This window comes from Chryseobacillus diguaensis (assembly GCF_049220665.1).
Lineage (GTDB): Bacteria > Bacillota > Bacilli > Bacillales > Bacillaceae > Metabacillus_B.
This window is the reverse complement of sequence record NZ_JBMKNV010000002.1, coordinates 434,323-454,982: the sequence shown is the minus strand read 5'-3', so window position 1 is coordinate 454,982 and position 20,660 is coordinate 434,323. Positions and strand designations below refer to the sequence as shown.

Below are 20,660 nucleotides of genomic sequence, written 5' to 3'. Positions count from 1 at the left end.
AAAAGTGCATGCGCAAATAACCCTTCATTCGTAGAGCTTTAGCACTGGACGGCATAGGCATTTCGCCAGCTACATTAAAAATCACCTTAATTCGATGATTTCTGTTGACCCATTGGCGTCTTTGGACATTTTTGGGCAGCAGCTTATCTCCGTGCAGGAGCCTCACCTAACGAAGAAACTATTCAGTTCCCACATTGAGATTACATTGTTTTATTGTGACTGTCAATCAAAAACAAGGAAGGCAGCCTGGCTGATGATCTTTCCGAAAAATAAAAAAGCTGCATTCTTATTCCGGCATGCAGAAATAATACCTGTTAAAGGAGTAGCCAGCTATGCAAATCGAGTACATAAGTAAAGGCAAACCCAAGAAGCTAACATATAAGAGCATACAGTATATTTCCGGCATTCATAAGGAGCAGGCACCAGAAATCACAGTCAGCTTTACTGGAATTTCAGGAGACGATGTGGCCAATCATGAATATCATGGTGGAGAGGACAGAGTGGTCTGCGTCTATCCTTATGAGCACTATGCCCATTGGCAAAAGCAATTTGGCGTTTCGCTTATGAATGCGGCTTTTGGTGAAAATCTTACCTTATCAGGAGGCACAGAAGATAAAGTTTGCATAGGGGATCTATATGAAGTTGGAGATACATTGCTTGAGGTTTCTCAAGGCAGATATCCTTGCGCAACCATTAATCAGCATACACATCAGGATGATTTACTGAAACAAATCTTTGAGACAGGCTATACAGGATACTTTTTCAGAGTGATAAAACCCGGAAAAATCCATACAAGTTCACCTATTAAGCTCATAGAAAGAAAAAATCAGCTTTCAGTCGCTTTTATTCACAACACCTTTTTTCATGACAGAAAAAATAAAGAGGCCATTCTGCAAATATTGAAAATACCAGAACTTGCGGCCCCTTGGAAAATACAATTCGAAAAGCTTGCTGCATATTAAATTACAGGTGCTTAATATCACTCTAAATTTCTTCGTCAGGCTGCTCATGATCTTCGTTTGAAAGTAGATGATAGGATTCATGCAAAAAAAGAGCAACATCATGTTCATTTCGAGGATGCGGAACAATTTCAGCCTGATTTATAGACTGTTCCAATCCTTCTTTATCTTTTCTGTCCATCATGACTCCTCCTTTCATACTTTACCTTTAGTATGCCTAAAAAACTGTATTTCACCTATTAAATATCAGCTTAAAATAAGAAAGGCTCTGCACCTAATGTGCAGAGCCTTTTTACTATTAATTCCTTGAATTAAGTTTTGAAAGCAGGCGCAAAATTTCAAAATACAGCCATACAAGAGTAACGAGAAGTGTAAAGCCTGCGTACCATTCCATGTGTTTTGGCTGTCCTGATTTTGCCCCCTGTTCAATCAAATCAAAATCTAATACGAGGTTCAGTGCAGCAATGCCGACAACAACAAGGGAAATAATAATGCTCACCATTGATGAACCGTGCAAAAATGGAACTCCAATTCCAAATAACTGAAGCACAAAGGAAAGCAGATAAAGAAGCATAACGCCAAATGTGGCTGCTGCTACCCCCAAACGAAATTTATTTGTCACTTTTATAATTCCTGTTCTATAAATCAGCAGCATTCCAAGAAAAACACTGATTGTGATCAGCACAGCCTGCATGACAATTCCGTTGTAAAGGGAGGAATAATAGACGGAAATTCCACCTGCAGCCATCCCCTCCATTACAGCATAAACAGGAGCTGTTATGGGCGCAGTTTTAGGAAAGAAGCTTGCAATAAAAGCGGCAGCCAAACCCCCAATCGCACCTATTGTGATAAAACCTCCAATGTTTGTTCCTTGAGATGCATAATACCACGTGGTTCCTGCAGAGATGACTAATATAAAAAGCAGCAAAAACGATTTATGCACCGCTCCCATTAAAGTCATCGGTCTGTCATAATAATGACCTGTTCTTCTATCAAAAGCCTTTAGCGTTGGATTCGCCGTTCTCATTTTCCCACATCCTTCTTATTATGCTGGTTCATTTAAGTATTGACCTTTTTATACGTTATAGCCTTTGAGAAGGTTCCATAAACTATCATTTCCTAATGGGAAATTTTGAAACAAATAATAAAATCGTTTCCTTTGCATTCATTTCTTCTGCTGCTTGCTGTCTTACCGGTAAGCCTGCTTTTGATTATTGTGCTGCCAATTCCAATGATTGATTTAATCCCAGTACAAACACAGATGTTTTGTACATATTTATTCCTCCACCAATAAATTATTCATAATAAGGGCATAAGGGCAAGCAATCAGGACGATACATCTCCTTTCTTGTAAGGACTATGTTCGTACTAAAAAGAAATGAATAGCATCAAGATTATACCTGATGGACTTTCTGCAGCCCCACTACCTTTGAATGTTTTAACAGAATAAATTAATGGAAACATTCATGTAGGATGAACAATAAGGAGGATTTTTCATGCAGGAGCATAAGCTTTACATTAACGGAGAATATGTTGATTCAACTTCATCAGAATGGATAGAAATTTTAAATCCTGCTACTGAAAAAGTGATTTCCAAAATACCGAATGGTACAAAAGAAGATACCGATAAGGCTATCGATGCAGCATTCGAGGGGCAGAAAGAATGGGAAAAGGTTCCCTCTTCAGAAAGGGGAAAAATTGTCCGAAAGCTTGGAGATAAGATCGCAGAGAAGCGTGAACGATTCATCTCCCTCCTTCAGGAGGAGCAGGGCAAACCTTACGATCAGGCTAGTGCCGAAGTTGATACGGCCATTGAATACTTTTATTACATGTCTGAATGGGGACGCAGAATTGAAGGAGAAGTTATTCCAAGTGACAGTCCAAATGAAAATATTTTCATATATAAACGTCCGATTGGCGTTGTAGCTGGAATTGTTCCTTGGAATTTCCCAGTCTTTATATTAGCGAGAAAAGTTGCAACAGCCTTAATAGCAGGATGTTCGATTGTTTTGAAACCAAGTCAGCAAACTCCTAATACAGCTGCAGAATTCACAAAAATTATTTCTGAAATGGATATTCCAAGAGGTGTTTATAACTTTATCACAGGTAAAGGTTCCACGATCGGAAATGCGATGGCATCCAACTCTAAAGTGGGAATCATTACGATGACTGGAAGTGTTGAAGCAGGGACAAAAGTAATGGAGGCTGCAGCACAGAACATAACGAAAGTGAATTTGGAACTTGGCGGCAAAGCTCCAGCCATCGTTACAGAAAATGCTGATTTAGATCTGGCAGTTAAAAATGTGAAGCAGTCCCGCCTTACAAATGCAGGACAAGCTTGTACGAATGCGGAACGTGTTTACGTTCATGAGTCTGTTGCAGAAGAATTTACAACAAAGCTTGTTGAAGCTCTAAGAGAAACAAAAATGGGAGATCCATTGAAAGACAGAAACGCAGAAATGGGACCTCTTATCAGTGAAGACCGTTTGAAAACTGTAGAAGAGATGATTCAGAATGCAGTGAATGCCGGAGCTAAAATTGAAACAGGCGGCAAACGTGCTGATGTGGAAAAAGGCTTTTTCTATGAACCTACTGTAATCACAAACGTGAAGCAGGATATGGAAATTATCCAGGAAGAAGTATTCGGACCTGTCCTTCCTATTATTACGTACAGCAAATTGGAAGATGCCATTGAAATGGCAAACGACTCTGATTATGGACTTTCTTCATCTGTTTATACAGAAAATCTTCATGAAGCCATGCAGGTCATCAATGGCCTTAAATATGGAGAAACATTTGTAAACCGTGAGAATTTTGAGGCGATCCAGGGATATCATGCAGGCCGAAGAAAATCTGGTTTAGGCGGAGCAGACGGTAAGCATGGTTTGGAAGACTTTCTTGTCACTCAAGTTGTTTATATGCAATATAAACAACACAATTAATGAAGTAAAAAACCCTGCCAGGAATCTTCCTGGCAGGGTTTTTTACTTCATTAACTCTCTGCTCCATTTTCATGCCAGTTCTTTGCGAGTATTCTCTAAAACCCCTTTTCTTTGATATAATAATCTTCTTAATGAAAGACTGCTTTTTTGAGAGATTGCTTCTATTCATATGCCTTAATAGGACGAAGAAACAGCAAAATTTCAGAAAAGAGCCTAACTAATCTAACGAGGAGTATTGAAATGAAAAAGAAATGGTTTTCTCTCCTGTCAGTCATCACACTATCCTCTTTTCTAGCTGTCGGCTGTGCCACCCAGGTACCAAGCACTCAGCAGCATACTGAGACTTCAAAAGAACAAAATTCTGTTACATCCGTTCAGTCACAACAAGAGCCCTCAAAAAATAAAAAATGGCTTCCTGCAGTTATTGTTAAAAACATTGACGGTGATACGGTGAAAATTAAACTGAACGGAAAGATAGAAACAGTCCGAATGCTTTGTGTAGACACGCCTGAAACCCATCATCCCCGTTTGGGTGTACAGCCATTCGGACCGGAGGCTTCAGATTTTACTAAGAAAACACTCTATGAAGGGCGTTCTATTCAAATTGAACCAGGTATCGGCGGAGGAAGGGACAAATACGGGAGACTCTTAGCATACATATACATCAACAATAAAATGTTCAATGAAATGCTTTTAGAAAAAGGCCTCGCTCGCGTAGCCTATGTATATCCTCCAAATACTCAATATGTAGATCAATTTTATGCCATTCAAAAAAAGGCGCAAAAAAAAGCTATCGGTATTTGGTCTATTGAAAATTACGCCCAGGAAGACGGCTATCATCCAGATGGCAAGTCTCAAATCGCCTCTCGCTCATCTGGAGAACCTGGCCAAACGTCCAATATCACCGGAAATGCCCAAACCAATTCCTCTGGTGATAAAGAAACCAATCTCAGCTGCAAAGGAAAAATTAAAGGGAATGCCAATTCGCATATTTATCATGTTCCAAGCGGTGAATATTATAACTCTCTTCATAAACATATAGTTTGGTTTTGCTCAGCAAAAGACGCCGAAAAAGCAGGCTACAGACAATCCAAAAGATAAAGAAAAGAAAGCAGGGCATCTCCTTAAGAGGAGTGCCCTGCTTTCTTTTCATCAATGACCCCATGCTCCTTCATTTTATGAAGCATGATTTTTTTGAATTTTTCCCTGTCACGTTTTGGAGACATGGCATACAGCAGATCGTCAGCTTGCAAAATCGTGTCGTCATTTGGTGTAACGAGATTTTCCTCCCGTATGATTGCCAGGATCAAAATGTCATCAGGCAATCCAAGCTCCCTGATTCTCTTTCCGACAATATCTGTTCCCCTCTCAAGATAAAACTGCATTATCTCATTGGATGTTTTTCCGATGGAAAGAAGTTCAAGGCTGTGAGGAACATCATGCTTTGGTCCCATCGAAAATCCAAAATATTTTGCCAGCGGAGAAATCGTAATCCCTTGTATCAGAGCTGATGTTAAGACAACAAAGAAGACGATATTGAAGATCAGCTGACTGTTTTCAATTCCTTCCATCAATGGATAAGTTGCGAGTACAATCGGAACAGCTCCCTTTAAACCTCCCCATGCAATAAATATCTTTTCTTTCAATTTAAACTTTGAAAAGAGTAAACTTACATAAACACCAACCGGCCTTGCAACCAGCATTAAAATAAGTGATAGAGCAAGCCCTTGCCAAATAATATTCAGCAGCTGATTAGAGAATACGAGAAGGCCGAGGAGAATAAACATGACGATCTGCATCATCCAGGCAAATCCTTCGTTAAACCGGATGATGGAATGGCGATAGGTCAAATCCGCATTGCCGATAAATACAGCCATTACATACACAGCGAGCAATCCGCTTGCATGAGCAAGGGATGCTACGCCGTACGTGAAGATGGCAATTCCCAATGAAAGGACAGGATAAAGACCGGAAGAATCAAGATTAATTTTGTTAATACTCCATACACCGAGCTTTCCAACAACAATACCCAAAACAGCACCGATCCCCATTTCCCAGCAAAACGTGATACCCAGCTGAAGGAAATTGGTTGAAGGCTCTTTCATAATTGCCAATATGGATACAGTCAAAAAAACCGCCATTGGATCATTGGTTCCTGACTCTGCTTCGAGGGTTGAGCTTAACATAGCTTTTATGTTCTGGGAGCCGAGCGCCGCAAACACTGCTGCCGCATCTGTTGAACCCACAATCGCTCCGACGAGAAATCCTTCCATCCAGCCAACACCAAGAATAAACTTTGCCGCTGCGCCAACGAGCACTGTAGTGATCAGAACCCCTATTGTAGAGAGAGAAATAGCCGGCTTGATGACCCTTCTTATTTCATGGCGCTTTGTCTGAAGCCCGCCATCAAACAGAATGACAATCAAGGCAAGTATCCCAAAAAGCTGTGTCATTTTTGCATTATCAAAATAGACGAAATGTCCTATGATCATACCAACTGCTATAAAAAATACAAGGGAAGGCATACCAATTTGAGAAGAAAATTTCGCAGTAAAAACTCCGATGATCAGTAAAACAGAAAAGATTAATATGGTATTTTCAACAGTGAACTGCAACGATTTTGCCCCCTCATAATCCTCTTCCTTTTAGTTTAAAGTTATGTTAGATCTTTTCACAATGAATTCGACTTGCAGAACCCTCTTGCAGAATAATAAACTTCTCACTGTTAACATGCGCTATTTTAAGTTAAAATTGATCAAACAGCTGGAATTTCTAACTTGTTTTCTACCTTGAGGTGATATTGATGATCGATATTCAGAAAGAGCTTGTCGAGCCTGTCTCTATAAAAAGTATAAATCCTAACGACCCGGTTCATGTGGAAAATATTCCTTCTGGCTGGTATTTAGTAGGCAAAGGAAACTATGCAGCCGTATTCGGCCATAAAGAAGAGATGCCCGGAAAAATAGTCAAAGTATATGCTGAAAACCGCATTGGGGCAGAGGAAGAACTGAGCGTTTACCAGAAACTGGGTTCCCATAAAGCCTACTCTGAACTTTATTCACATGGCGACCGCTATCTCGTTTTGAAAAAACTTGAAGGTCTAACCCTATATGAAGCACTTAGAAAAGGCGTTTACATCCCTAAACGTGTTATTAAAGATGTTGATGAGGCTATTGAATACGCAAAAAAAATCGGGTTGAACCCTATAGATATTCATGGGAAAAATGTGATTATGAAAGACGGAAGAGGATATATTGTTGATGTTTCCGATTTCTGCCTGACCCACGAATGTCCAAGGTGGAAGGATTTCAAAAAAGCTTATTATACTCTTTATTACCCTCTTTTCAAAAGAGTTAAATTCCCTATCCCTTTCTGGCTTCTTGAAAGAGGCCGAAAAGGCTATCAGTTTTACTTAAAACTTTTTAAAAAAGGAAAAAAAGAAAAGCTTTCCAGCAGATAACTGGAAAGCTTTTCTTTTACAATTTTTTCTTTTGATGTCTCATTGTTTTTGAGATGCTTTTCCATTTTGCTTTTTCATCAGCCTGGGCTTTTTTATCTTCTTTGCGTGAAAGATAAGCCAGTTCCCGCTGCAGCTTCTTATAGCTTTCAAAACGGTCAGCATCAAGCTCTCCCTCTTCAATTGCCTGGAGGATAGCGCAATTGGGTTCGCTTTTGTGCCTGCAATCGGCAAACTGGCATTGTAAGCCCAATTCCTCGATGTCTTCAAAGGTCCCTTGAAACCCAACATCTGCACTCCAAAGCTGAAGCTCTCTCATACCAGGTGTGTCAATCAGGCATCCGCCTTCAGGAAGCGGCAGCAGCTCTCTGTAAGTAGTCGTATGCTTGCCACGGTCATCCCCTACCCGAACCTCTTGTGTTGCCTGCCGTTCTTTCCCCAATAGGCGATTGGTCAATGTCGACTTTCCTACCCCTGAAGAGCCGATCAATGCAATGGTTTGCCCATTTTCAGCATATTTTTTTATCTCTTCCAAATCATCTGAACCGTGCAGTGCACTGATAAAATAGACGGGTACTCCCAGTGCGGCGCTTTCAATCTCCTTACGCTTTTCTTCCTTATCTGAACATAAATCTGCTTTATTTAAAACAATGACTGGGTTTGCTCCGCTCTCCCACGCCATAATTAAATATCTTTCGATGCGCCTGATATTAAAATCATTATTCAGGGCGGCCACAATAAACAGTGTATCTATATTGGCGGCCACAATTTGCTCTTCAGTCGTATCGCCTGCTGCCTTTCTTGAAAACTTGCTTTTTCTAGGAAGGATTCCATGAATGGTTCCTTTTTGCTCCTCAAAGCGTGGAGTTACTGCCACCCAGTCTCCAACAGCAGGATAATCTTCCCTGCTCTCAGCGACAAAGCGCATTTTTCCTGAGATTTCGGCCAAAATTTCACCATTCTCAAGGATGACTCTGTAAATTCGTTTATGTTCAAGCGACACTCTGCCAAATGAGTAACCGCTCTCCTGATATAATTCAGTTTCTTTTTCAAAATCTTCATTCCAGCCTAAGTTAACTAAATTCAACTATTTTTCCTCCCTATGAAATGAATGTAAAGCATCCATCATAGAAGGACTATTTTATAAACGAAGGCTGTTTTTCCTTAACTTGCTGCCAGCCGAAAAATGAAATCTGGCATTTAATAGTTTGAAAAAATAGCCTAACAAAAAAACAATCCCTCCATGACAATTAAAACAATCGGTAAGCTTTTCATCGTGTCATCACTCCTTTAAGGGATTTAGCTTATAAAAGCTATTTTTTTCCATTATACGAAAAATGCGGTCTGATTGCCACATCATACCTAACTAAGCATTCCTCTGCCTATTAAAAAAAGCTTGTTCATAAAGCGTCATGACGGCTTCGAACAAGCTTCCTTTCAGTCAGCAAAAATCTTTCCGGGATTTAAAATATTCTTTTCATCAAGGGTTTTTTTAAGTGCCTTCATGACTTCATAAGCAGCACCGTGTTCTTTTCTTTGATACTTTGCTTTTCCTACACCTACACCATGTTCACCTGTACACGTTCCGCCAAGCTCGAGAGCTCTATCTACAAGCTTGGCATTTAATTTTTCAGCACGATCCATCTCCTCTGCATCCGAATGATCTACTGTGAGGATTACATGATAATTGCCGTCCCCCACATGACCCAAAATGGCTGCTGAAAGTCCAGAAAGATCAATCTCTTTCCGTGCATCTAAAATAGCCTCTGCCAGTTTAGAAAGGGGAACACAGACGTCCGTGACCATCAGCTTTTTGCCTGGTGAATGATGGACAAAAGCATAGGCCAGATTATGTCTTGCTTCCCAAAGTTCATTTCGTTTCTTCGTCTCTTTTTCAAAGAGAAATTCAAAACAATCATTATCTAAAGCAAGCGTCCCGGCAAAATCAACATCATATTGAATTCCTTCTTTATTTCCATGAAATTCCATAAAAAGGGTGGGTTTTTCCTCAAATTCAGCATGATTGAACTTATTAAACTGATTAACTGAAAATTCATCCAGAAGTTCAATTCTGGCAACAGGGATACCCGCAGAAAGAATGTCGAACACAGTCTGAACGGCTTTCTCAAGTGAAGGAAAGATGGCTCTCCCAGCTATGATTGCTTCCGGAATGCCATAGACACGAAGAGTGAGTTCAGTAAAAACGCCTAAGGTTCCTTCAGAGCCAACAAATAGTCCAGGTAAATGAAGACCTGAAGAAGATTTAGCGCTTTTACTGCCGGCACGAATGATCCTTCCATCTGCAAGTACTACTTCCATTTCACGGACTTGATCTCTCATTATGCCGTAACGTACAGACGTTGTACCGCTTGCATTTGTAGCAGCCATCCCTCCTATCGTCGCATCTGCTCCAGGGTCAACCGTGAAAAACAGCCCATGTTTTTTCAATTCTTTGTTCAGCTGGCTTCTCGTTATACCGGGCTGAACCCGAACTAGAAAATCATCTGGGCTTACCTCAAGCACCTGATTCATTAACTGAAAATCAATGGATATACCTCCCGAATAAGGAATGGCATGTCCCTCAAGACTTGTTCCCAGTCCAAACGGAACGACCGGAATTTCATTTTCATAGGCAAAAGAAAGAATTTTACTTACTTCTTCTGCCGTTTTCGGGAAAACAACGATATCGGGTGATGCTGGTCTATGATAGGATTCGTCTTTGCTATGCTGCTCCAGTATTGTCCTGTTAATTGAAACCTGATCTTCTGATAAAAGCATGGTCATTTCCTTTACAAGATTCATTGCAATTCTCCCTTGCACCTTACTTCTAAATCAAACGGTATCATTTAAAGAGAAGGAAAGTCTAAAATCAGCAGAATATTCTGCATTTTCAAAACATAAAAAAAGACTGGTCAATAATTAACCAGTCTTACGTTTGCTAAAGACTAATTAATTAGATGCAGGCTCTCCAACTCCATATGAGGTCCTTGCATTGCTAGTATTCTCCTGACCTGTACTAAGAAATAATAATCCGTTTCCTTCAGCTTTTTTTGAATGCCCGCTAGGAACGGTATTTTTGCAAAGCTGGGCATAAACTTCCGGCTCAGTAAGCTTCCTGCCGAACGCTTTCTCTTCTTTTTGAATTAATAAAGCTGTTGCCCCTGAAGCATGCGGTGTAGCCATTGATGTTCCTGAAAGCTTTGCATACTTCCCGCCCGGGTATGTCGATAATATTTGAACCCCCGGTGCTACAAGATCAATTTCATCATTGGTATTTGAGAATTTCGCGATCTCTTTATTTTCATCCACTGCCCCAACCTGGACAACTTCTTTATAATAGCCTGGATAGGATCTTTCAACTGTATCGTCTCTTGAATCCCCTTCATTTCCTGCTGCGCATACGACCATGATATCAGCTTTAACAGCCTGTTTAATCGCTTCATGCATTTCCGGTACATCCTCAGGTCCTCCAAGTGACATGGAAATGACCCGAACCTTTTCACCACCAGGGCCTTCCCATTCTGCTGCATATTTAATAGCATTGGTAATGCTTTCGTACGAACCGCTTCCATCTTTGCCCAAAACCTTTAAAATCAATAGTTTTACATTTGGAGCAGCACCTGTTACCCCCTGATTATTCATTGAGGCAGCTATCGTACCTGCAACATGGGTTCCGTGAAAATGAGAATCGGTATATTCCGCATCTCCATCAACAAAGCTTTTTCCCCCGATGATTCTGTCCTTCAAATCAGGGTGATTCACATCGCATCCAGTATCAAGGATAGCAACGATCACACTGTCCCCTTTTATATCTTCTTTCCATAATGCAGGTGCATTGATCATTTGGATTCCGTATGGCACATCGTCTGTTGGCGTATCCATAATTTCTTCCAGTTTAAAAGGGATCAATCTTACCTCGCTCATTACTTCCACATCCTCTTTTTTTTTGGTAACCATAAGGCCGGCAAAAACAAAACAGTCTGCTGAAAAGATACGAAACGGATGAATCAAATGCTTAACTTCATTGTAGCACACACGTTCCCAACATTGATCAAATATTTTTAATAATATTAAAAACAAGTCAATAGAACTAAAGAGAATAGCTAATGATATTTTTTTACATAATCCTATTCTTTTTTTTCTTTTCCATAAGCCAGTTCTTTTAATAGACTCATCCATTTCTATAAAAAGCATCATTTCCATGTAAACACAAAAAAGGAATGGGGATACCCATTCCTTTTTATTACTATACAGTCGCCTGCACTTTATTCAAAAACTGCAGGGTACGTTCATTTTTTGTATTGTCAAAAACTTCAGCAGGTGTGCCTTTCTCCATGACAACACCCTGATCCATGAAAACAACAAGATCTGCCACATCACGGGCAAATTGCATTTCATGTGAGACAATCACCATTGTCATGCCTTCATTCGCCAGATCCTTCATAACCTTCAGCACCTCTCCCACAAGCTCTGGATCGAGCGCTGAAGTCGGCTCATCAAACAGAAGAACCTCCGGCTCCATCGCCATTGCCCTCGCAATGCCAATGCGCTGCTGCTGGCCTCCTGACAACTGGCTCGGATACATATCCGCACGATCCTTTAAACCAACTTTTTCAAGCTGCAAGAGAGCCATTTTATATGCTTCCTGTTTAGTTCGTTTTTTTACAATAATCTGACCCTCCATGACATTCTGTAATGCTGTCAAATGAGGAAACAAATTATAATTTTGAAAAACCATTCCGGTCTGCTTCCTAAATTCTGATACATCAGAGTATTTTTGCTTTTTCTTCTCGGAAAATTCAAGTGTCTTTTTGCCGAGTGAAATGATACCTTTGTCAGGTGTTTCCAAAAGGTTCATGCAGCGAAGAAGTGTTGTTTTCCCGGAACCTGAAGGTCCTATTATAACAGCCGTTTTCCCTTTCTCAATGGTAAGATCGATTCCTTTCAACACTTCCATACTGCCAAACTTTTTATAAATCTGGTTAAGATGAATCATATTTGAATCCTTCATTACTTAGCCACCCCACGTTCAAAGCGGATTTCAAGCTTATTCTGAAGTGATGAAAGGACGGTGCTGAACAGAAGATAAATGAAGGCTGCTTCTACGTAAAGCAGAAGAGGCTCATAATTTACAGAAGCTATTTGCTGGGCTTTCTGAAACATTTCCGTTACAGTGATCGTCGCTGCCAAAGAAGTATCCTTAACAAGGCTTATAAATGAGTTGCCAAGAGGAGGAATAGACACTCTTACTGCTTGAGGAAGAATGATCCTTCTAATAGCTTGTGCCCTCGTCATGTTAATAGAATAGGCTGCTTCCCATTGTCCCTTCGGAATAGACAAAATAGCTGCACGGATAATTTCTGAACTGTAAGCACCTTTATTCAAAGTAAATCCAATAATAGCCGCTGTAAATGGATCGAGTGTTATCCCGACTGACGGAAGCCCGTAAAACAGAATAAACAATTGCACAAGCAGAGGTGTACCCCTAAAGATCCAAACATAAAAACGGGCTATACCCATTAAAATTTTAATATTGGAGAGCCTTGCCAGAGCGACCAAAAAAGCAAGAATCATCCCCAGCACAAATGTGATCAGTGTTAAGGGAATCGTAAATGCCAGACCTGCTTTAAGAAGCGGAAAAAAGGAATCAACTAGGATTCCTATTATCTGCTGTGAACGTTCACTTGAAAACATATTCACTCAATTCCTTTACTTAGAGACATCAGTATTGAACCATTTTTTTGAAATTTTCAAATAGGTTCCGTCTTTTTTCATATCGGCCAGAGCTTTATTCACTTCTGCAACTAATTCTTTGCTTCCTTTTCTGAAAAGGAAAGCGTTTTGTGTAGCTTCTTTTTCCTCGTAAACTGTTTTAATCGGAAGATCCGGACGCTGTTTCTTCAAGTCCAGGTAAGATAGGCTGTCATTGATAGTAGCATCAATCCGTTTTGACGTAATCAAATCGATGGATTGGTTGAAACCATCTACAACCGTATTTGTTGCCCCATGCTCTTCAGCAATTTTACGGTAATTGCTGTCTAAAGATTGTCCTACTTTTTTTCCTTTTAAATCATCAAGTGATTTAATTGTGTTGTTATCCTTATGAACAACTAGTACAGCTTTTGATACAATGTAAGAATCGGAAAAGTCATATTTTTTCTGACGGTCCGGACGGACTGCCACTTCGTTGGCAACAAGGTCATAACGTTTCGCATCAAGCCCGGCAATCATGCCATCCCATTTTGTTTCAATGAATTTCGGTTTAACACCAACGCGCTTGAAAACTTCCTTCGCAATATCTACATCAAAGCCTGTAAGGTTTCCTGATTTATCATGAAATGAGAACGGCGCATAAGTTCCTTCCGTACCAATCGTAACAGTACCTTTATCTTTAACCTGCTGCAGCAGATTCTTGTTTCCTCCTGATGTACTGCACGCAGATAAAGCAAAAATGGCAGTCAGCGCAACTACTAATGATAATATCTTTTTCACTTTTTCTTTCCCCCACTTAATTTATAGGATTAATCTCATTTGAAAAATGACTTTCTCAGATTAAGGCAGAATTTGTCGAAAGTCAATTAAAATATCTTGGATTCACAATATTTTATTTTCCAGCAATCTGCGGTCTTTTATACTTCGAATTTTAAGACCCTATTTTAAATATCCCCCCTCAAAAAAGCAGATAAGTGCCAGTCAATTTCCTGACACTTATCTGCTATAAGAAGTTAAAACGCTTTTTCCTCTTCCACCTGATGATACTCATTTAAAATAATCAGCTTACTAGACCAGCTTTTTCCCTTTCTCAATGGCCTCTGTTTTTGTGTTATACAACTTCTCTGGGGCAGTATCCTCTAATTTGACGTACCAGCCGGAAGCATCCTTATTCGGTGTTATGCTGTATTCCCTGATTGATCTCTCCCTTTGGAATAGTTTTTTTGTTATTTCCCTGGTTTGGTTGAATGAAACATATTTTTGTGGCCTGGGTGGTTCTTTAGTTCTTTAGCATGGCGGGGGTCAGGCGTCTATTTTCTTTGGCTCCTGTCCCCCACTGCACTAAATAGCTAAAGGCCTGTCCCCGATCCTGTTGATTCTTGTGGCTGTTGACCTTCAGCAGACTAGTCCCTGTCCCCCATTAAGGCAGAGGATAAAAGGTCAGGTACCATTCATTCAAGCCCTGTCCCCTGATCGTTTAATTTATTAAAGATGTGTCCCCCCTTGTTTGAACGTCTGCGCCACAATGGATAGAAGATTCTGTCTGTGTCCCTCTCTGCTTTAAAGGGCTGAGGGCCAGGGCCAAGATGTTTTGGGGGACAGAGCAACCCCAAAAATGTTGCACACTAGCAAAATTATTTATGTTGCACAATTCTCAAGCATCTACATATAATACAAGTAAAAGTTGGTCTCGGGAAACATTTTTTGTTTGTCCCAAATCACGAGAGGAGAATGAGCATGTCATCAACCTATTACTCTTTGTCTAATATGAAGAAAGGCGATCGTTTTCGGATAACGAACCTATCTCTTGAAGGTACGATGAGGAGACGTTTGCTGGATCTTGGATTTGTTCAGGGAGCTACCGTGGAAGTGCTGCAGAAAAGTCCTTTGGGTGATCCGACAGCGTATAGTGTCAGTAATACAACCATTGCCCTTAGAAAAGCAGAAAGCTCCAAAATTTTCGGGGAAAGGGTTGAAGATTAGTGATGGCTTACCGATTAGCGCTAGCAGGGAATCCGAATACAGGCAAAAGCACCCTTTTTAATGCATTAACCGGGTTAAGGCAGCATACAGGCAACTGGCCTGGAAAGACGGTAGCTCATGCTGAAGGTGAATTTACTCATAATGGAATTGACTTTACGATGATTGATTTGCCTGGAACGTATTCTCTTTATTCCAATTCTGCCGATGAAGAAGTTGCAAGAGATTATATTATTTTTCAAAAACCGGATGTGACGATTGTTGTTTTGGATGCAACTGCAATGGAACGGAACTTGAATTTGGCTTTGCAGGTACTTGAAATGACAGATCGGGTTGTTGTTTGCGTGAACCTGATGGACGAAGCTGAAAAAAAGGGCATTGCAGTGAATGAACGGAAGCTTTCCAAGAAGCTCGGAGTGCCGGTTGTGAAAATTTCAGCAAGAAACAAAAAAGGATTTGAAGAGCTCCTCCAAACAGTCGAATCTGTCGCTTTAGGCAAACTGGTTCCTGCTCCGTTACGTGTCCGCTATTCGCATGAGCTTGAGGAGAAACTGAAAGAGCTGGAACCGCTTGTACAGGGATGGGTTGGAGCTGCCTATCCTGCTAGATGGATTTCTTTGAGGTTATTGGATGGGGATAAAGCTTTGATTGAGAAACTGAAAAAGAACATGACTGGTGATCGTCAAGAGGAGGAAAAGGTTCATGCCATCAACCAATCCTAATTCAGCTGATTCCTTGATTAGTGCAGCCCAGGCTCTTGGTAATGAGCACATACGGGACCAAATTGTCGCAAGCATCTTTCGTTCCAGTAAGGAAATTTGTGATTCAGCCATTACTTATAAAAACAAAGAGCGCGTAAAAAGCGAGAAGCTTGATCGGGTGTTAACTTCTCCTATTTGGGGATTCCCTATTATGCTAGCGATGCTTGGTGTTGTCTTTTGGCTGACCATTGCAGGTGCGAACGTTCCTTCAAGTATGATCGCCGAATTATTTGGCACTGCTGAATCGTATTTAACTTTCTTTTTTAAAGCGATCCATGCTCCAGAATGGCTTCACGGAATATTGGTGCTTGGCTTTTTCAGGGGAACAGGCTGGGTAGTGAGTGTTATGCTTCCTCCAATGGCTATTTTCTTCCCGCTGTTTGCTCTGCTTGAAAATTATGGTTATCTGCCTCGTGTAGCGTTTAATATGGATCGCCTTTTTAAAAAAGCAGGCGCTCATGGAAAGCAGTCTTTGACAATGGCAATGGGCTTTGGCTGCAATGCGGCAGCTATTATGTCTACGCGTATAATCGAATCTCCGAGAGAAAGAATGCTTGCGATATTAACCAACAATTTTGTTCCCTGCAACGGCCGCTGGCCTACGTTAATTTTACTGGCCTCATTGTTTATGGCAGCAGGATATTCAGGAGGAATCGCTACTTTAGTTACGGCAGCAACAGTTATGGGAATGGTTTTAATTGGAATTATTGTCACGCTCACCGTTTCATGGGGATTATCAAAAACGGCGTTAAAGGGTGTCCCTACTCACTATACCCTTGAGCTTCCCCCTTATAGAAGGCCAAAAATCATTAATACCGTGCTTCGTTCAAGCATCGATAAATCGTGGAGTGTTTTGAAAAGGGCGATCATTGTAGCAGCACCCGCTTCTATTTTGACATGGGTTCTCGCAAATCTTTACATTGGAGATACCAGCATATTGATGTATATTGTGAATTTCCTTGATCCCTTTGCCCATTTGCTTGGACTTGATGGCTTCATATTAGCTGCTTTTATTATCGGGCTGCCAGCTAATGAAATTGTTGTGCCTATTCTTCTAATGGGCTACCTTTCGACAGGCTCTCTTACCCAGATTGATGATCTTGATAAACTCAAAACCATTTTTCTGGATCATGGATGGACGTGGCTTACGGCTTTGAATATGATGCTTTTTTCTCTTCTGCACTTTCCTTGCGGCACAACGCTTGTCAATATTTATAAAGAAACGAAAAGCAAGAAGTGGACCTTCCTATCGTTTGCCATCCCAACAGTAATTGCACTTGTTATTACATTCCTTGTGGCAACTGTGGTAAGAGCTTTCGGACTCGTTTAACAAATGAAAGAGCAACAAAGTTTAAGAAAAGATCCTTAACAATATAGAAAAGGGCAGCCGCAGGAAAATCATTTTCATGCAGCTGCCCTTCTTATTATGGGCTGTTTTCGTTTCCCAAAGATAGTAGTTATTTTAGAAACGCATGAAGAAAATCTTCTCGGCATCTTTTCTTAAAATTTCTGTCTAGATTTCAGGTATTTTCAAGAAAATAGAGGGTAAAAGCAACAAAGCTAAAGAAGAGAGCCTTATCTAATGAATAAGCTTACTCTCTTCCGCTTTGTTTTTAAATTTGAAAGAAGCTTTATTGATCGGTTTCTTCAAAAACACGACAACAATAAGAGTGATTCATCCAGGTTATCTGCTGCACTTAAAAGGGCTGGCTTGATGCTCGTGTCATAATACGATGTTAGACGTTCGGCCTGATTCCCTGCATTTTCAGCAGCTGTTTGCAGCCTGCTGTTCAGATCACTTGAACTGCAATTGTTTAATTGGGCTTCCTTTGACATTTCGTTCAAATTTTTGAATTCCTTTTGAAGCCCTTCAAGCTGAGGTATCCGGCTTTTGAGATCACTAGTGCTTGAAAGTGCGTCCAGCTGCTGAAATAAGTTCTTTAGAGCCATAATCAGTGTTTTTCCATTTTCTGTGCTTTGTTCCAATTGTTTTAATGCTTGATGTGTTTGACTCGTGTCAGGACTGTTTAGTAGTGCTGCTGTCTGTCCCGCGCTTCCTGCAGCAGCTGCTAGTAGATTGAGATCCTGTTTTATATTGGGCTCCAAATTTTGAACGGTTTGCCTGCTCTTATTAAATGCACGTGAAGGTCCTTCAGACAATGCCGCTCCTTCATTTGCTATTTTTTGCACCTTTGGCATGATATCTTCTGCCTTTTTTACAACGTCCTTCGCTTTTTTAGCGTCATTCAGCGTCTGATTCACAGTCGCCTTAATTTCAGGAAACTGCTTTTCTAATTCAAAAACAAACTTTTTTAAACGGGTAATTCCGGGAATGTCCTGTTCAAGCTCAATACCGAGCTCATTAAATAGTTTAAAAATCTCACCGTTTGCTGTTTTTTTCACTGACTTCCTGAACAATTCCTGCAGCGCCTTTTTCGGTAATCTTCGGGGCAATCGGATTAATTTTTTCATTTACCTTGTAGATGATGTCTGGTTTAACAGGATTGTCTGTCAGGACGCTCCCTAATTTCTTCGAAAAGTCAGAAGGAATTAAAATGCTTGCATAATAATCTCCATGCCTCACTCCTCTATCTGCATCCTTTGAATCTGTAAATACCCATCCAAGTTTTTTGTTAGTTTTTAATGAATCCATAATTCTTTTGCCCGTATTGACGTGTTCGCCCCTTATAACAGCTCCTGCATCTTCAATAGAGACAGCTACTTTCAGTCCCTTTGTGTTGCCATATGGATCCCATGAGGCTTTTATATTAAACCATGCGTAAAAAGACGGCAGAAGAATGAGTGCAAAGATAACAATTAATGCCGCCCAGTTTGTAACGATTCTAGACAAATCTCTTTTGTATATGGAAAAAATGGAGTTCATCAGCTGTCTCCTTGTCCGTTTTCTCGATACTCATAGAGTATCCATTCAAGAGAATGCAATACAGATAGAAGCTTCATAAAAGGCTGTTTTCGCTTAGTTTTTTGCTATTTATACCTGCCTTTATCACATATTCAGACTTGTTTCGGGATATCTTTTTTTTGAAGCTCCTGCAGAAATTCAGAGTGAGATACAACAAAGTTTAAGAAAAGAACCTCATAAAAAAACCTCGACCGGTTCATTCCGGTCAAGGTTTCCATTTGTATGTGGCAGCTGCCCCATCAGGCAGGGAATACTCAAAGGTCTTATTATGATAAGCCACATTAAAGGTTTGTTTTTGATTTGTATTATTGTAAACAATCAGCGAGATCGTACCATCCGGATTTTTAAATGCCACATTTTGAAGGTCGTTCGGAATATTTGTATCTATGCGTACTGCTCCCGGTTTGACAAACTTGCTGATATGGCCTAAAGCATAGTATTCCACATTTTTCTGTACTGTCCCTTTATGTTTATCAATGGTAACAACTCCTCTGCAGAATGGGCATCCTCCATTTTGCGGACCATTGTTTTCATCTAGAGCCATATTCCAGAGGATAACGCTTTTTGCCCAGTTTCTGGTCGCGCCTATAATAAGGTTCGACATGTTCCATTTCATGTTATACCCAAAATCAGTTGACCAGTTTCCGCCCGAACATTCGGTAAACCAGATTCCTTTTTCCGGAAATGCTTCATGGACTTTTATCTGGCCATTCACTTCTCCTGCATAGCAGTGAAAAGCTGTTCCTGCGATATACTTGGAGGCTTCTTTATCTTTTAGGATTTGAGTTGGATACCATGCAGCATCCCAGTTGTGGTCCCATCCAACAATTTTCGTTCTAATGCCATTTTTCTCAAATGCAGGACCTAGATATTTGCCAATGAAATTAGCCTGCTCGTCCCAATCCATTCTCATTGAAGGATAGGTAGGCGTTTCGTGCTGAGGTTCGTTTTGGACTGAAACAGCATAGACAGGCAAGCCTTCCTTCTTATAAGCTTGAACAAATTTAGTAAAATAATCGGCATACGCTTGATAATACTCTTCCTTCAGCCTGCCTCCATTAAGAAATCCGGAAGTTTTCATCCAGGCAGGAGCACTCCACGGAGATGCGAAAATTTTCAAATCTTTGTTTTCTGCCTTTGCCTGTTTAGCTACTGGAAGAACATCTTCCCTGTCCTTTTCAATGGAAAACTGGTTCAGGTCGGGGTCTATTTTTCCTGAATCTAAATCATCGTACGTATAATTTTTTACTGAAAAGTCTGTTGCACCCATAGGCATTCTGACAAAGCTCAACCCGATTCCATCTTTGCCAAAAAGGTCACTTATCAGCTTGTTCCGGTTTTCTTTTGTCAGTTTTTGATTCATCAAATAAGCTGAAGAACTTGTAAATGACGCACCGAACCCATCCATTTTTTGATAGGTTTTGCTGTCATCTACTTTTATTTCAGGCAATCTGTTATGCTTCTCTTTTGTAAATGAGACGCCACTTTCCTTCTCCAATAGCTTTTTTTGATCCTTGGTCGTTACCCATGCGCCAACTTCTTTTTGATTCTTCTCTTGAGCCATTGCTTCTGCAGGCTGAGCAGTTTTCTTTTGCGCTTCCTGGCTATTTTTGAAAGGGAACGGCAGGGCTGCAAACGCTCCGCTAATGATAGAAAGAGATAATAATATTGTAAATAACTGGCTTAAAAATGTACGGTTCAAAAAGACAACTCCTTATCTTCAGCTAACAACGAATCTTTCATTATCTTAAATTTTCATGGCTATTTCCGCAAAGATCGTTGTTATACGTAAAGGTGTTGAAAACGCACGAAGTAAAGCTTCGTGGCATCTTTTCTTAAAATTCCTTCTGGATTTCAGGTATTTTCAAGAAAAAGAGGAGTATTGCATCAAAGTTTAAGAAAAGAGCCTTTTTAATATAGGAATGC

20 protein-coding genes and 1 riboswitch are annotated in these 20,660 nt (G+C 40.4%); of the genes, 7 read left to right on the top strand and 13 right to left on the bottom strand.

Annotation, left to right across the window (positions count from 1 at the left end; all coding sequences use genetic code 11):
* Positions 1-16: 16 nt before the first annotated feature.
* Positions 17-181, bottom strand: a riboswitch (M-box (ykoK) riboswitch).
* Between the two features lie 151 nt (positions 182-332).
* Entirely contained in the window at positions 333-962 is a 630-nt protein-coding gene (locus ACOT8F_RS05065) for an MOSC domain-containing protein (protein ID WP_421650460.1), read from the top strand.
* A gap of 22 nt (positions 963-984) precedes the next feature.
* On the opposite strand, the gene ACOT8F_RS05060 is transcribed toward ACOT8F_RS05065, so the two are convergent.
* Both ACOT8F_RS05060 and ACOT8F_RS05055 read right to left on the bottom strand, forming a co-directional pair.
* On the bottom strand, positions 985-1,143 hold the full coding sequence (locus ACOT8F_RS05060; RefSeq protein ID WP_421650459.1) for a transcriptional regulator SplA domain-containing protein: 159 nt from the start codon (positions 1,141-1,143) through the stop codon (positions 985-987).
* Between the two features lie 114 nt (positions 1,144-1,257).
* Positions 1,258-1,986, bottom strand: a complete 729-nt coding sequence (locus ACOT8F_RS05055; RefSeq protein WP_421650458.1) for a Bax inhibitor-1/YccA family protein — start codon at positions 1,984-1,986, stop codon at positions 1,258-1,260.
* A gap of 469 nt (positions 1,987-2,455) precedes the next feature.
* Here ACOT8F_RS05055 and aldA point away from each other — a divergent pair, with 469 nt between their 5' ends.
* On the top strand, positions 2,456-3,901 hold the full coding sequence (gene aldA, locus ACOT8F_RS05050; RefSeq protein WP_421650457.1) for an aldehyde dehydrogenase: 1,446 nt from the start codon (positions 2,456-2,458) through the stop codon (positions 3,899-3,901).
* A gap of 240 nt (positions 3,902-4,141) precedes the next feature.
* Positions 4,142-5,002 carry a thermonuclease family protein gene (locus tag ACOT8F_RS05045; protein ID WP_421650456.1) on the top strand — a complete coding sequence of 287 codons (861 nt, stop codon included), beginning with the start codon at positions 4,142-4,144 and terminating at the stop codon, positions 5,000-5,002.
* A gap of 23 nt (positions 5,003-5,025) precedes the next feature.
* Here the strand turns inward: ACOT8F_RS05045 and ACOT8F_RS05040 are convergent, their stop codons facing one another.
* The gene (locus tag ACOT8F_RS05040) at positions 5,026-6,516 is read right to left on the bottom strand and encodes a potassium/proton antiporter (RefSeq protein WP_421650455.1); all 1,491 of its coding nucleotides are present in this window, start codon (positions 6,514-6,516) and stop codon (positions 5,026-5,028) included.
* A gap of 188 nt (positions 6,517-6,704) precedes the next feature.
* Between ACOT8F_RS05040 and ACOT8F_RS05035 the strand changes: the two genes are divergently transcribed.
* Positions 6,705-7,361: a serine/threonine protein kinase gene (locus ACOT8F_RS05035; protein WP_421650454.1), complete on the top strand. Its 657-nt coding sequence runs from the start codon at positions 6,705-6,707 to the stop codon at positions 7,359-7,361.
* A gap of 16 nt (positions 7,362-7,377) precedes the next feature.
* Here the strand turns inward: ACOT8F_RS05035 and rsgA are convergent, their stop codons facing one another.
* From rsgA to ACOT8F_RS05000, 7 genes are all read right to left on the bottom strand, one after another.
* Positions 7,378-8,445, bottom strand: coding sequence for a ribosome small subunit-dependent GTPase A (gene rsgA / locus ACOT8F_RS05030; RefSeq protein ID WP_421650453.1), 1,068 nt, complete (start codon positions 8,443-8,445; stop codon positions 7,378-7,380).
* Positions 8,446-8,795: 350 nt separating this feature from the next.
* Positions 8,796-10,160: an FAD-binding oxidoreductase gene (locus tag ACOT8F_RS05025; RefSeq protein WP_421650452.1), complete on the bottom strand. Its 1,365-nt coding sequence runs from the start codon at positions 10,158-10,160 to the stop codon at positions 8,796-8,798.
* A 147-nt stretch (positions 10,161-10,307) separates the two neighbouring features.
* Positions 10,308-11,282 carry a S8 family peptidase gene (locus ACOT8F_RS05020; RefSeq protein ID WP_421650451.1) on the bottom strand — a complete coding sequence of 325 codons (975 nt, stop codon included), beginning with the start codon at positions 11,280-11,282 and terminating at the stop codon, positions 10,308-10,310.
* Between the two features lie 322 nt (positions 11,283-11,604).
* Positions 11,605-12,354, bottom strand: a complete 750-nt coding sequence (locus ACOT8F_RS05015) for an amino acid ABC transporter ATP-binding protein (RefSeq protein WP_421650496.1) — start codon at positions 12,352-12,354, stop codon at positions 11,605-11,607.
* Positions 12,355-12,368: 14 nt separating this feature from the next.
* A complete protein-coding gene (locus ACOT8F_RS05010) occupies positions 12,369-13,052 on the bottom strand; it encodes an amino acid ABC transporter permease (protein ID WP_421650450.1) in 684 nt (227 codons plus the stop codon).
* Between the two features lie 15 nt (positions 13,053-13,067).
* Complete coding sequence (locus ACOT8F_RS05005) at positions 13,068-13,850, bottom strand: amino acid ABC transporter substrate-binding protein (RefSeq protein WP_421650449.1); 783 nt, start codon at positions 13,848-13,850, stop codon at positions 13,068-13,070.
* 288 nt (positions 13,851-14,138) lie between these two features.
* Entirely contained in the window at positions 14,139-14,252 is a 114-nt protein-coding gene (locus tag ACOT8F_RS05000; protein ID WP_421650495.1) for a DUF2188 domain-containing protein, read from the bottom strand.
* A gap of 585 nt (positions 14,253-14,837) precedes the next feature.
* On the opposite strand from ACOT8F_RS05000, the gene ACOT8F_RS04995 reads away from it, so the two are divergent.
* From ACOT8F_RS04995 to ACOT8F_RS04985, 3 genes are read left to right on the top strand one after another with little or no spacing between them, the layout of a single operon-like run.
* A complete protein-coding gene (locus tag ACOT8F_RS04995) occupies positions 14,838-15,053 on the top strand; it encodes a FeoA family protein (protein WP_421650494.1) in 216 nt (71 codons plus the stop codon).
* Complete coding sequence (locus tag ACOT8F_RS04990) at positions 15,053-15,772, top strand: FeoB small GTPase domain-containing protein (protein WP_421650448.1); 720 nt, start codon at positions 15,053-15,055, stop codon at positions 15,770-15,772. The genes ACOT8F_RS04995 and ACOT8F_RS04990 overlap by 1 nt, the downstream gene beginning before the upstream one ends.
* On the top strand, positions 15,753-17,141 hold the full coding sequence (locus ACOT8F_RS04985; protein WP_421650447.1) for a nucleoside recognition domain-containing protein: 1,389 nt from the start codon (positions 15,753-15,755) through the stop codon (positions 17,139-17,141). The genes ACOT8F_RS04990 and ACOT8F_RS04985 overlap by 20 nt, the downstream gene beginning before the upstream one ends.
* Before the next feature lie 317 nt (positions 17,142-17,458).
* Here ACOT8F_RS04985 and ACOT8F_RS04980 read toward each other — a convergent pair whose 3' ends face one another.
* From ACOT8F_RS04980 to ACOT8F_RS04970, 3 genes are all read right to left on the bottom strand, one after another.
* Positions 17,459-18,214, bottom strand: coding sequence for a hypothetical protein (locus ACOT8F_RS04980; protein WP_421650446.1), 756 nt, complete (start codon positions 18,212-18,214; stop codon positions 17,459-17,461).
* A complete protein-coding gene (locus ACOT8F_RS04975; RefSeq protein ID WP_421650445.1) occupies positions 18,192-18,695 on the bottom strand; it encodes a YhgE/Pip domain-containing protein in 504 nt (167 codons plus the stop codon). The genes ACOT8F_RS04980 and ACOT8F_RS04975 overlap by 23 nt, the downstream gene beginning before the upstream one ends.
* 244 nt (positions 18,696-18,939) lie before the next feature.
* Entirely contained in the window at positions 18,940-20,436 is a 1,497-nt protein-coding gene (locus ACOT8F_RS04970) for a glycoside hydrolase family 30 protein (protein WP_421650444.1), read from the bottom strand.
* Positions 20,437-20,660 lie beyond the last annotated feature (224 nt).

What these genes read in the sequence shown, in the direction of transcription:
- ACOT8F_RS05020 (WP_421650451.1), bottom strand. Translation starts at nt 11,282, where the DNA reads ATGAGCGAGGTAAGATTGATCCCTTTTAAACTGGAAGAAATTATGGAT.
- ACOT8F_RS05010 (WP_421650450.1), bottom strand. Translation starts at nt 13,052, where the DNA reads ATGTTTTCAAGTGAACGTTCACAGCAGATAATAGGAATCCTAGTTGAT.
- ACOT8F_RS04985 (WP_421650447.1), top strand. Translation starts at nt 15,753, where the DNA reads ATGCCATCAACCAATCCTAATTCAGCTGATTCCTTGATTAGTGCAGCC.
- ACOT8F_RS05065 (WP_421650460.1), top strand. Translation starts at nt 333, where the DNA reads ATGCAAATCGAGTACATAAGTAAAGGCAAACCCAAGAAGCTAACATAT.
- ACOT8F_RS05025 (WP_421650452.1), bottom strand. Translation starts at nt 10,160, where the DNA reads ATGAATCTTGTAAAGGAAATGACCATGCTTTTATCAGAAGATCAGGTT.
- ACOT8F_RS04995 (WP_421650494.1), top strand. Translation starts at nt 14,838, where the DNA reads ATGAAGAAAGGCGATCGTTTTCGGATAACGAACCTATCTCTTGAAGGT.
- ACOT8F_RS05045 (WP_421650456.1), top strand. Translation starts at nt 4,142, where the DNA reads ATGAAAAAGAAATGGTTTTCTCTCCTGTCAGTCATCACACTATCCTCT.
- ACOT8F_RS04975 (WP_421650445.1), bottom strand. Translation starts at nt 18,695, where the DNA reads ATGAACTCCATTTTTTCCATATACAAAAGAGATTTGTCTAGAATCGTT.
- aldA (WP_421650457.1), top strand. Translation starts at nt 2,456, where the DNA reads ATGCAGGAGCATAAGCTTTACATTAACGGAGAATATGTTGATTCAACT.
- ACOT8F_RS05015 (WP_421650496.1), bottom strand. Translation starts at nt 12,354, where the DNA reads ATGATTCATCTTAACCAGATTTATAAAAAGTTTGGCAGTATGGAAGTG.
- ACOT8F_RS05035 (WP_421650454.1), top strand. Translation starts at nt 6,705, where the DNA reads ATGATCGATATTCAGAAAGAGCTTGTCGAGCCTGTCTCTATAAAAAGT.
- ACOT8F_RS05055 (WP_421650458.1), bottom strand. Translation starts at nt 1,986, where the DNA reads ATGAGAACGGCGAATCCAACGCTAAAGGCTTTTGATAGAAGAACAGGT.
- ACOT8F_RS05060 (WP_421650459.1), bottom strand. Translation starts at nt 1,143, where the DNA reads ATGATGGACAGAAAAGATAAAGAAGGATTGGAACAGTCTATAAATCAG.